An 11,468-nucleotide genomic window follows, 5' to 3' on the forward strand; every position below is an offset into this window, starting at 1 on the left:
ACGCAATGGCTCATATTTAGCTTGTGGGGCAGCTTGCCGCTTGCCGCTGCCTCTACTCCTCAGCTCCTTTGCGCCGATACGGGAACACGTCGATGACCTTGCCGGCGCGAATGGCTGCTTGCAGGCTTTTCCAGTAATCGGCGTTATACAGCTCGCCATGCAATTGGTTGAACAGTTTGCGCTGCCCGGCATCGGCAAACAGGAACGGCGGGAACTCCTCAGGGAACACGTCCAGCGGGCCGATGGAGTACCAGGGCTCAGAAGCCATTTCATCCTCGGGGGTGCGCGGTTCCGGGATGTGGCGGAAGTTGGCCTCGGTGAGAAAGCAGATTTCGTCGTAGTCGTAGAACACCACCCGGCCGTGCCGGGTGACGCCGAAGTTCTTCAGCAGCATATCGCCGGGGAAGATATTCGCCGCCGCCAGTTGCTTGATGGCCAGGCCGTAATCTTCCAGGGCTTCGCGCACCTGGGCTTCGTTGGCATTTTCCAGGTACAGGTTGAGCGGGGTCATGCGCCGTTCGGTCCAGCAGTGGCGGATCAGCACCGTCTCGCCCTCCACTGCCACCGTGGACGGCGCCACCTCCAGCAGTTCTTCAAGGCAGGCCGGGTCGAATTTGCTCAGGGGAAAGCGGAAATCGGCGAACTCCTGGGTGTCGGCCATGCGCCCGACCCGGTCCACGCTTTTCACCAGGCGGTACTTCTCGATCACCGTGGCCCGGTCGACGTTTTTCGACGGCGAGAACCGGTCCTTGATGATTTTGAACACCGTGTTGAACCCCGGCAGGGTGAACACGCTCATGACCATGCCGCGCACGCCGGGCGCCATGATGAACTGGTCGTCGGTGTTGGCCAGGTGGTTGATCAGCGCCCGGTAGAACTCGGACTTGCCGTGCTTGTAGAACCCGATGGAGGTGTACAGCTCGGCAATGTGCTTGCCCGGCAGGATGCGCCGCAAAAAGCCGATGAATTCCGCCGGCACCGGCACATCCACCATGAAATAGGAGCGGGTGAAGGAAAAGATGATCGAGACATCGGCCTCGTCGGTGATCAAGGCATCGATCTGGATGCCCCGGCCTTCGCGGTGCAGCAGGGGAATCACCAGAGGCCACTGCTCATCCTGGGTGTACAGGCGCCCCACCAGGTAGGCGCCCTTGTTGCGGTACAGCACCGAGGAGAACAGCTCCACCGCAAGTTGCGGGTCCTTGCACACCCAGTCCGGCAGGTTTTCGCGCAACTGGGCTTCCAGGCGCCGCAGGTCGCCGGGCAAATCGGCGTAGGGCTCGCTGAAGCCGTAGTCGATGAAAATCTGTTCCAGTGTGGCCGCCAGTTGTCCCGCGGGCTTGTAGGTGCGGGTCTGCGCTGCCCGGGCCCGGCGCAGGCTGGGCCGGGTGGTGTGGATAAACATGCAGCCGTCGCTGATCAGGTCATGGCTGAACAGCCCGCAGAAGGTCGAGTTGTACCAGGTCTCGGACAGCTCATCGTCGAAGCGCAGGTCGATCAGGCTGATGTAGGCACTCTTGACCAGCGGCCACTGGCTGACATCCAGCAGCACCTCGGCAGCATAGGCTGCACGCAGGCGGGCCACGGTTTCGCCGACCTTGTCTTCATAGAGGTTGATCCGCGCCGCCGAGGCCCGCTGCGCCTCCTGCCACTGGGCCCGCTCGAAACGCATCCGCGCACCGTCGGTGATTCGGCGGAAGTGCTCACGATAATCGTCGAAGCCCTCGAGGATCATTCGAGCGATATCGGCGGCTGGCCATGACTGCGACATAGGAAAACCTCTGCGGGAATTTTCAGTGCCTGAGCTTAGCCAGTGAAACGGCTTGAGGAGAAGCGCATTTTTAACCCACGAAGCAGCCGGGGACGTCGAATGGACACAGCCACTTGCAATTATTTTTAATCGACCGTTCGGTCAAAAAAATACCCACAAGTCATCCGGCGCCAACTTGATCGATTCCCTCGCAGGCCGCCTACCACTTGCCCTGCACGCCAATAACCCGGCGTCAATAAATCTCCAACTCCCTCGACTCGAACCAAACGCCCTTCTTGATCCAAGGCAACACCGGGGCAAATGCGCCTTACCAGAGTGATGGCTCTTTGATATACAGCGCGCCTTCATGCCCTAAAAACAAAATCCAAGTGCGAAGAGGAATACCCATGTCAAACCGCCCAAGGAGCAATTTATGTCGATCAGGAACATTCGCATCGGTCTGCGCGCCGCACTGAGTTTTGCGCTACTGGCCACCCTGTTGGTCGTAGTTGGAGTGTTTTCCCTGGGGCAGATGGCGACCCTGCGCGAAAGCGCCAAAGTCATCGAAGAATCCTGGATGCCAAGCATCGAGAACATCCATGACGGCGCGGCCAACGTCGCCTCGATCCGCATGGAAGCCCTGCGCCTGATCGCCAACAACCAGGCGGCCAGCCACGATAAAAGCAAAGCCATCATCAGCAGCGAGCGCCAGGAACTGGCCGGACGCCTGAAGGATTATGCGGCGAACATGAGCACGGACCAGGAACGGGTCATGCTCGACAAAGTACAGAACGCTATCGCCCAATACTTGAAGATCCTCGACCAAATCATCGTGCAGATCGACAACGGCCAAACCACCCAGGCCTACACCCGGCTCAACGACGAACTGTCGCCGGTGGGCACAGTCCTCGACCAGGCCCTGGAAGACTTGATTGTGTTCAACCAGCAAGGCGCCGATGCCGCCTCGGACAACGCCGCGCTGATGTATGACCGCTCGGTGTGGATCGTCAGCCTGATCATCATCGTCGCCCTGGTGGCCACCCTGCTCCTGGCCTGGCAGTTGACCCGCAGCATCACCACGCCCCTGAGCCAGGCCCTGGCCGTGGCCCGGACCATCGCCGCCGGCGACCTGAGCCAGACGGTGAACGGCAGCGGCAAGGATGAACCGGCGCAATTGCTCAGCGCCCTGGCCACGATGCAGGACAACCTGCGCGCCACCCTGCGGGGCATCAGCGATTCGTCCCAGCAACTGGCCTCCGCCGCCGAAGAGATGAGTTCGGTCATGGAGCAGAGCACCCGTGGCCTACAGATGCAGAACGATGAAATCGAACAGGCCGCCACCGCCGTCACTGAAATGAGCGCGGCGGTGGATGAAGTGGCCGGCAACGCCGTGTCCAGCGCCGAAGCCTCCCAGGCGTCGGACGAGGACAGCAAGCACGGGCATTACCAGGTCAGCGAAACCATCAGTTCGATCCAGAACCTGGTGAGCGAAGTGCTCGGTGCCTCGGAACAGGCCCAGGGCCTGGCGAGCCAGGCCCAAGACATCAGCAAGGTGCTGGAAGTGATTCGCGGCATCGCCGGGCAGACCAACCTGCTGGCCCTCAACGCGGCGATCGAGGCTGCACGGGCCGGGGAAGCCGGTCGCGGCTTTGCGGTGGTGGCCGACGAAGTCCGCTCGCTGGCGCAGCGTACACAGGATTCCACCGAAGAAATCGAGCAGATGATCCTACGCATCCAGCAAGGCACCGATGCCACCGTGGGCGCCCTGCAAAGCAGTGCGGAGCACGCAGGGGACACCCTGAAACGGGCCAACAGCGCCGGCAGCGCCCTGGAGAAAATCACCTCGGCGATTTCCCATATCAGCCAGCGCAACCTGGTGATCGCCAGTGCCGCCGAGCAGCAGGCCCTGGTGGCCCGGGACGTCGATCGCAGCCTGGTGAACATCCGCGACCTGTCGACCCAGACCGCCGCCGGTGCCACCCAGACCTCGGCCGCCAGCCAGGAACTGTCGCGCCTGGCCATCGACCTCAACGGCCTGGTGACCCGCTTCGTGCTGTAACGGATGCATTAGGGTTTGCCAGCCCCCCAGGCCCTCGGCAACACTCTCGCCCCTGAAAAAGCCAAGAGTGTTTGCCGTGAGACTTGTCGACATCCTGCGCCTGCTGTCGCTGGCCGCCATCTGGGGGGCCAGCTTCCTGTTCATGCGGATCATCGCTCCGGTGCTCGGCACCGCGCCCAGCGCATTTTTCCGGGTGGCGATCGCCGCCGTCGGGCTATTGGTGATCCTCGCCCTGATGCGGATCAACTGGGATTTTCGCGGCAAGTTCAAGACCGTGCTATTGCTCGGGGTGATCAACTCGGGCCTGCCCGCCACCATGTATGCGGTGGCCGCCCAAGTGCTGCCCGCCGGCTACTCGGCGATCTTCAACGCCACCACGCCGTTGATGGGAGTGCTGATCGGCGGGCTGTTCTTCAGCGAACGCCTGGGCCCGAGCAAGATCGCCGGGGTCTGCCTGGGGCTGTTCGGGGTCGGCATCCTGACCCGCGCCGGGCCAGTGGCCTTCGATCAGCAACTGTTGCTGGGCGCCCTGTCGTGCCTGGTGGCCACCACCTGCTACGGCTTTGCCGGCTTTCTCGCACGGCGCTGGCTGGACCAGGCCGGCGGCCTCGACAGTCGCCTGGCGGCCCTGGGCAGCATGCTCGGCGCCAGCCTGTTCCTGCTGCCGCTGTTCGGCTACAGCGTGGCCACCCAAGCGCCAGCCAGTTGGGGCGGCTGGAGCGTGTGGCTGTCGCTGCTGGGCCTGGGCCTGGTGTGCACCGCCTTCGCCTACATTCTCTATTTCCGCCTGCTCAGCTCCATCGGCCCGGTCAAATCCATGACCGTGACCTTTATGATTCCGCCCTTCGGCGTGCTGTGGGGCGCCTTGCTACTGGATGAGCCACTGTCCATGGCCCACCTGTATGGCGGGCTACTGATTGCAGTGGCGTTGTGGCTGGTGCTGAGGCCGACCCAGCGGGCCGCAGCGCGCTAAAGCCGCGCCGGGGAATCCGCATCGGGCTCGATCAACTCGTCGATCAACAGGCGCGTCGGCACGCTGAGTTCGACCCCACGTCGGGTAACGATTTCATAAGGCTCGTTGCGCGACTTCAGTTCCAGGGGCAGGCGCACCAACATGCCGTGGCGCAGGGCAACCTGGGCCACCAATAACGGCATCACCGCCACCAGGGTCGGGTCCTGCAACAGCAAAGACAGGGTGGTGAAGGTCGATGAGGTCTCGATCGGGTAGGACGGAAAGCTCAGCCCCGCCTCACGAAACTCCCGCTCCAGGGTCTGGCGCATCGGCATGTTCACCGGAAACACCACCCAACGACTGTCCGCCAGTTCACTGAGCTTGAGTTCGCTGCGGGCGGCAAACGCATGCTGCGGATGGGCCACCAACACCAGCGCTTCCTGGGCCCGGGAGCGGCTGTCATAGGCGCTGGGGCGCTGGCTGACGCTGGTGCGGCAGATCACCAGGTCCAGGCGCCCCTGGTCCAGCAGGCTGAGCAAGCGGGCGCTGGTGTCTTCGACGATCTCCACCGACAGCTCCGGCTGCCGGGCGCGCAAGCGGGCCAGGCCCTCCACCAGCACCGGCACCGCGCCCATGATGGTGCCCACCGACACCCGGCCACCGTGGCCCTGGAGGATGCCGATCATTTCTTCGCGCAAATGGGCCAGGTCAGTGTGGATCAGGCGCGCATAACGAATCACGCAGCGCCCCAGATCGTTGGGTTCCAGGCCCTTGCTGCTGCGCTCGAACAGGGTCGCACCGAGGGTCGACTCGATTTCATTCAAGGCCTTGGTCGCCCCCGGCTGGGTAATCGCCATGGCGTCGGCGCCTTGTGCAGGGAGCCGAGCTCGTCCAGGGCGATCAACAGCCGCAGTTGTTTGAGGCGCAAGCGTGAAGCGATGTTGCTCAGGGATGGGATCATAGGGGATGACTAAAAGTTATCGCTCAATCAGCAGCTCTCATTAGGCAGCATCGCCGTGGAATTTTACAGTGCTGTTAAGCGGGCCCGGCTGCCGGACCCTGGATAACAACAAGCACGAGTTCATTTGCGATGAATATGATCCAGTTTGAAAACACCCAGGGCCACCGCCAGGTCGGCCTGATCGATGGCGAGAGCATCCGCCCGGTAAACGCGGTGCGCACCATGCGCGAGCTGGCCCTGCAGGCGATTCGCAATGGCCGTGACCTAGCGGCCGAAGTGGCGGCCCTGGGCACCCAGGACCACACCGAAAGTTATCCCCTGGCCCTGGCCGAAGGCCGAGTGCTGCCCCCCCTGGATCATGAAGACCCGGCCCATTGCCTGATCAGCGGCACCGGCCTGACCCACCTGGGCAGCGCCTCGACCCGGGACAAGATGCACCAGCAGAAAACCGATGCACCTGCCGCCAGCACCGATACCGCACGCATGTTCCAGTGGGGCATCGAAGGCGGGCGCCCGGCGCCAGGCGTGGTCGGCACCCAGCCGGAGTGGTTCTACAAGGGCGACGGTTCCATCGTCGTGCGCCCGGGCCAGGCCCTGCAATCGCCGGACTTCGCCGAAGACGCCGGCGAAGAGCCGGAACTCACCGGGCTCTACGTGATTGGTGACGACGGGCAGCCCTATCGCATCGGCTTCGCCCTGGGCAACGAGTTCTCCGACCATGTGGTGGAGCGCAAAAATTATCTGTACCTGGCCCACTCCAAGCTGCGCAACTGCAGCTTCGGCCCGGAACTGCGGGTGGGCGAACTGCCGCGCAACCTGGTGGGCATGAGCCGCATCCGCCGCGGCGACCAGGTGCTGTGGGAGAAGGAGTTCCTCAGCGGCGAGGACAACATGTGCCACAGCCTGGAAAACCTTGAGTACCACCACTTCAAGTACCGGCAATTCCTGCGGCCCGGTGACGTGCACGTGCACTTCTTCGGCACCGCGACCCTGTCCTTTGCCGATCAGGTACGGACCCGGGTCGGTGACCGCTTCGAGATCAGCCTGCCGGAGTTTGGCGCACCGCTGGTCAACGGCATTGAAGTGGCCGAATGCCCGGTCCGCATCGGTGAGGTCCGCCGCCTTTGAAGACGGCCTCGCCACGCACTTTCAGACACCGGTCAAACCGGTGATTTTCCTTCAGGGCGCCAGCAGGCGCCCCGTTTCATCGTGATACCAGGAGGCAGCAATGACTCAGATCCTCGGCCACAACTACATCGGTGGCCTGCGCAGCGCCCAGGGCGACATCCGTCTGCAAAGCCTGGACGCCAGCACCGGCGAAGCCTTGCCCTATGAATTCATCCAGGCCACCGACAGCGAAGTCGACGCCGCAGCCCAGGCCGCGGCCCGGGCCTACCCGCTGTACCGCAACCTCTCGGCCGAACGCCGGGCGCAGTTCCTCGATGCCATCGCCGATGAAATCGACGCCCTGGGGGATGATTTCGTCGCCCTGGTGTGCCGTGAAACCGCCCTGCCCGCTGGGCGTATCCAAGGCGAACGAGGCCGCACCAGCGGGCAGATGCGTCTGTTTGCCAAGGTCCTGCGGCGCGGCGATTTCTATGGCGCGCGCATCGACCGCGCCCTGCCCGATCGTCAACCCCTGCCCCGCCCCGACCTGCGCCAGTGCCGCATCGGCCTGGGCCCGGTGGCGGTGTTCGGTGCCAGCAACTTCCCCCTGGCCTTCTCTACCGCCGGTGGCGACACCGCGGCGGCCCTGGCTGCTGGCTGCCCCGTGGTGTTCAAGGCCCACAGCGGGCACATGGCAACCGCCGACCAAGTGGCGTCGGCGATCCTGCGGGCCGCTGAGCGCACCGAGATGCCGGCCGGGGTCTTCAACATGATTTATGGCGGCGGCGTAGGTGCCACCCTGGTCAAGCACCCGGCGATCCAGGCCGTGGGCTTCACCGGTTCCCTCGGCGGTGGCCGGGCCCTGTGCGACATGGCCGCGGCACGCCCGCAGCCGATCCCGGTGTTTGCCGAGATGTCGAGCATCAACCCGATCCTGGTGCTGCCGGAAGCCCTGCGTGTGCGCGGTGAACGCATCGCCGGGGAACTGGGCAACAGCGTGGTGCTGGGTGCGGGGCAGTTCTGCACCAGCCCGGGCCTGGTCCTGGGCATCGCTTCGGCGGAGTTTTCCGCGTTTGTCGCCAGCCTCACCCAGTTCTTCAACGAGCAGCCGGCCCACACCCTGCTCAACGCCGGCGGCTTGCGCAGCTACAGCAATGGCCTGTCGCGCCTCGACGCCCTGGAGGGCATCCGCCACCTGGCCGGCCAGCCGCAACAGGGCCAGCAAGCCCGCCCGCAGCTGTACCAGGCCGACGTAGCGTTGCTGCTGAACCAGGAGGAAGTGCTGCAGGAAGAAATCTTCGGCCCGACCACCATCGTCGTTGAAGTCGCCGACCAGGCCCAGTTGGAGCAAGCCTTGCGCAGCCTGCATGGGCAACTGACTGCCACCCTGCTGGCCGAGCCGGACGACCTGCAGCGCTTCGCCAGCCTGGTGCCGATCCTCGAAGAAAAGGCCGGGCGCCTGCTGCTCAACGGCTACCCGACCGGGGTCGAAGTCTGTGATGCGATGGTGCATGGCGGCCCTTACCCAGCCACCTCCGATGCCCGGGGCACCTCCGTGGGCACCCTGGCCATCGAGCGTTTCCTGCGCCCGGTGTGCTACCAGAACTACCCCGATGCCCTGCTGCCCCAAGCCCTGCAAAACGCCAACCCGCTGAACATCCAGCGCCTGGTGGACGGCGAAAGCACGCGCACGGCGCTGTAACGCCACAACCTGCCGGCACCTGCGACGACCGCCTTCGGGCGGTCGTTTTTTTGCCGGGTCAAACCTTCGGCAACTTCCACACAGCACAACGCCGGCCTCAAGGGGCCGCGTTGTGCTGTGTGGCTGGGTGGTTTGTAGGGCGGTGGCTTGCCCCTTACTCGATGATATTGAAGTCGCTCAAGTATTCATCGGAGATTTCCAGGCCAAGGCCCGGCTTGTGGTCGTCGAGCTGGATGTAGCCATTGACCGGTTGCGGCTCGCCCTTGAACACGTAGTAGAAGAGTTCGTTGCCGACTTCGACGTCGAACACCGGGAAGAACTCGGCCATCGGCGAGGCGGTGGTGGACATGGTCAGGTGGTAGTTGTGCATCTGCCCGGCATGGGGGATCACCGGCACCGACCAGGCTTCGGCCATGGCGTTGATCTTGCGCGCCGCGGTGATGCCACCCACGCGGTTGGTGTCGTACTGGATCACGTCGACGGCGCGACGTTCCAGGAGGTCCTTGAAGCCGTAGGAGGTGAACTCGTGCTCGCCACCGGAGATCGGCATGATGCCCATCTTCTTCAGCTCGATATAACCCTCGATGTCATCGGCAATCACCGGTTCTTCCAGCCAGCGCGGTTCGAACTCGGCCAGCTTGGGCAACATGCGCCGGGCGTATTCCAGGGTCCAGCCCATGTAGCACTCAAGCATGATGTCCACGTCCGGGCCGGCCAGCTCACGCAAGGCACGCACCTGCTCGATGTTGCGGCGCATGCCTGCCGGGCCGTCCTTGGGACCGTAGCCAAAGCGCATCTTCAGCGCCGTGAAGCCCTGGCTCAGGTAACCCTGGGCCTCTTCGAGGAACAGGTCGAGGTTGTCGTTGGCGTAGAGCTTGGACGCGTAGGTCCAGATCTTCTCCTTGGTGCGCCCGCCCAACAGCTTGAACACCGGTTTGTTCACCGCCTTGCCCATGATGTCCCAGATGGCGATGTCGATCGCCGAGATGGCCGCCATGCCGATGCCCTTGCGGCCCCAGGCATGGCTCTGGCGGTACATTTTCTGCCAGATGTATTCGTTGTCGAAGGGGTCTTCACCAATGGCGATGGGTGCCAGGTAGGTGTCGATGATTTCCTTGGCCACACGCGGGGCCAGGGCGCAGTTGCCGATGCCGACGATGCCGCTGTCGGTCTCCACTTCCACCACCAGCCAGCCGTGGAAGCGGAACGAGCCCATGGCATCGCCACGCTCGAAAAGAATGTCACTGGCATTGGTGCAGAAGTGCGCTTGGGGCGGGACGACTTTGCCCTTCCACTCGAAAACGCGGGTACGGATAGCTTTGATTTTCATGGTGTGGGTTCCTTGCTAAGGCGTGGGAGTGATCAACCGACCTGGGCCGGCGTAAGCGAGTTAGGCGAGGCCGGGGTGTGCCGGGTGTTCAAGCGCGACAGCAGGATGGCACCGAGGATGCCCACCAGGGCCAAGGCGAACATGCCGGCGCGCGGATCGGCGAACTGGGTTTCCATCAGGGTCTTGAGGTTGGGTGCGACAAAGCCGCCGAGGTTGCCGATGGAGTTGATCAAGGCAATGCCACCGGCTGCCGCGGCACCGCTGAGGTAACCGGTGGGGATGGTCCAGAACAGTGGCTGCACGGCGACAAAACCGGCGGCGGCAAAACAGAAGGCCAGCACCACCGGGACCATGCTGCTGCCCAGGGCCGAGGCGGCAATACCGGCGGCTGCCATGGTCAACATGCACACCGCCAGGCGTTGGTGCTGGCCACTGCGGTCGGCGTAGCGAGTGATCAGGCGGGTCACCACCAGGGCACAGACCCAGGGGATCGCGGTGATCAGGCCGACGTTCAGGCCGATATGGCCGTCGAGCAACCCGGCGATGCGCGTCGGTAGGTAGAACACCACGCCGTAGACACTCATCTGGATGGTGAAATACGCCAGGCAGAACTGCAGCACCCGAGGGTTGCGCAAGGCACTGAGAAAGCCGTGGGGGCTGCTGCCTTGCTTCTTCGCGTCCTCTTCGGCGAGGGCGTTTTGCAGCGCCTGCTTCTGCTCGACGCTCAACCAGCGCGCATCGGCCGGGCGGTCCACCAGGTAGAAATAGGCGGCGATGCCCACCACCGACGCCATCAGGCCCTCGACCACGAACAGCCATTGCCAGTTGGTCAGGCCGAACACCCCGTGGAACTCCAGCAACCAGCCCGACAGCGGGCTGCCGAGCACCAGCGCCAGGGGCAAGCCGAAGTAGAACAGGCCCAGGGCCTGGCCGCGGCTTTGCGCCGGGAACCAGTAGGTGAGGTACAGGATGATCCCGGGGAAGAACCCGGCCTCGGCGACACCGAGCATAAAGCGCAGGACGTAAAAGGTTTCGGCGTTATGGGCGAACATCATCGCCGCCGACACCAGGCCCCAGGTGACCATGATCCGGCACAGCCAGACCTTGGCCCCCAGGCGATGGAGCATGTAATTGCTGGGCACTTCGAAGAAGGCGTAGCCAATGAAGAAGATGCTGGCGCCAAAGGCGAACGCCGCATCGCCCAGCCCGGTATCGGCCTGCAACGCGGCCTTGGCGAAGCCGACGTTGGAGCGGTCGATAAAGGCCAGGATGTACATGAGGATCAGGAATGGCAGCAAACGCAGCCGGCTTTTGGAGATAGCGCTGGACAGCGCCAGGACCGAATCGGGACGAGTCATAGGGATGTTCCTTGAGTGCCGTCATGCCTTGCGGAAGAAACAAGGCGGGCTTTTTGTAGTTGTCGAGTCGTCTTGAGCGAGCGTGTTCGGTGGCGGCTTCGGCTCAAGCGATGGGGCGACTTTAGCCAGCGGCGAACACAGCGGCTAATCACTTATGGGCATCCAACGATAACCACAGGTGATAGCAACCAAGCCTTTATTGCCACATAGGGTTATCGGACATTTCGCCTTCCCCATTCGCCAAAAAGC

At 63.5% G+C, this 11,468-nt stretch carries 7 protein-coding genes and 1 pseudogene; 4 read left to right on the forward strand and 4 right to left on the reverse strand.

Annotated features, from left to right (window positions below; translation table 11 throughout):
• Nucleotides 1-52: 52 nt before the first annotated feature.
• Nucleotides 53-1,771 carry a bifunctional isocitrate dehydrogenase kinase/phosphatase gene (aceK, locus tag M1B35_RS16600; RefSeq protein ID WP_268262536.1) on the reverse strand — a complete coding sequence of 573 codons (1,719 nt, stop codon included), beginning with the start codon at nt 1,769-1,771 and terminating at the stop codon, nt 53-55.
• A gap of 412 nt (nt 1,772-2,183) precedes the next feature.
• On the opposite strand from aceK, the gene M1B35_RS16605 reads away from it, so the two are divergent.
• Nucleotides 2,184-3,809, forward strand: coding sequence for a methyl-accepting chemotaxis protein (locus M1B35_RS16605; RefSeq protein ID WP_123336185.1), 1,626 nt, complete (start codon nt 2,184-2,186; stop codon nt 3,807-3,809).
• 76 nt (nt 3,810-3,885) lie between these two features.
• On the forward strand, nt 3,886-4,782 hold the full coding sequence (locus M1B35_RS16610; RefSeq protein WP_123336186.1) for a DMT family transporter: 897 nt from the start codon (nt 3,886-3,888) through the stop codon (nt 4,780-4,782).
• Here the strand turns inward: M1B35_RS16610 and M1B35_RS16615 are convergent.
• Nucleotides 4,779-5,722 (reverse strand): annotated as a pseudogene (locus M1B35_RS16615) (LysR substrate-binding domain-containing protein). The gene M1B35_RS16610 and the pseudogene M1B35_RS16615 sit on opposite strands and share 4 nt — an antisense overlap.
• Nucleotides 5,723-5,851: 129 nt before the next feature.
• On the opposite strand from M1B35_RS16615, the gene araD1 reads away from it, so the two are divergent.
• Together araD1 and M1B35_RS16625 are read left to right on the forward strand one after the other, a co-directional pair.
• Nucleotides 5,852-6,850 (forward strand): AraD1 family protein, encoded by a 999-nt coding sequence (araD1, locus tag M1B35_RS16620; RefSeq protein WP_268262537.1) that lies wholly within the window; start codon nt 5,852-5,854, stop codon nt 6,848-6,850.
• A 100-nt stretch (nt 6,851-6,950) separates the two neighbouring features.
• Entirely contained in the window at nt 6,951-8,531 is a 1,581-nt protein-coding gene (locus M1B35_RS16625; protein WP_268262538.1) for an aldehyde dehydrogenase (NADP(+)), read from the forward strand.
• A gap of 154 nt (nt 8,532-8,685) precedes the next feature.
• Here M1B35_RS16625 and M1B35_RS16630 read toward each other — a convergent pair whose 3' ends face one another.
• Together M1B35_RS16630 and M1B35_RS16635 are read right to left on the reverse strand one after the other, a co-directional pair.
• Nucleotides 8,686-9,861, reverse strand: coding sequence for an L-rhamnonate dehydratase (locus tag M1B35_RS16630; RefSeq protein WP_123336193.1), 1,176 nt, complete (start codon nt 9,859-9,861; stop codon nt 8,686-8,688).
• Nucleotides 9,862-9,893: 32 nt separating this feature from the next.
• Complete coding sequence (locus M1B35_RS16635; RefSeq protein WP_268262539.1) at nt 9,894-11,219, reverse strand: MFS transporter; 1,326 nt, start codon at nt 11,217-11,219, stop codon at nt 9,894-9,896.
• Between the last annotated feature and the right edge of the window lie 249 nt (nt 11,220-11,468).

It is taken from the genome of Pseudomonas morbosilactucae, from assembly GCF_023241665.1.
Classification (GTDB): domain Bacteria; phylum Pseudomonadota; class Gammaproteobacteria; order Pseudomonadales; family Pseudomonadaceae; genus Aquipseudomonas; species Aquipseudomonas morbosilactucae.

Excerpts from the sequence above, each read along its gene's own strand:
- M1B35_RS16630 (WP_123336193.1), bottom strand. The coding sequence starts at position 9,861 with ATGAAAATCAAAGCTATCCGTACCCGCGTTTTCGAGTGGAAGGGCAAA.
- aceK (WP_268262536.1), bottom strand. The coding sequence starts at position 1,771 with ATGTCGCAGTCATGGCCAGCCGCCGATATCGCTCGAATGATCCTCGAG.
- araD1 (WP_268262537.1), top strand. The coding sequence starts at position 5,852 with ATGAATATGATCCAGTTTGAAAACACCCAGGGCCACCGCCAGGTCGGC.
- M1B35_RS16635 (WP_268262539.1), bottom strand. The coding sequence starts at position 11,219 with ATGACTCGTCCCGATTCGGTCCTGGCGCTGTCCAGCGCTATCTCCAAA.
- M1B35_RS16605 (WP_123336185.1), top strand. The coding sequence starts at position 2,184 with ATGTCGATCAGGAACATTCGCATCGGTCTGCGCGCCGCACTGAGTTTT.
- M1B35_RS16625 (WP_268262538.1), top strand. The coding sequence starts at position 6,951 with ATGACTCAGATCCTCGGCCACAACTACATCGGTGGCCTGCGCAGCGCC.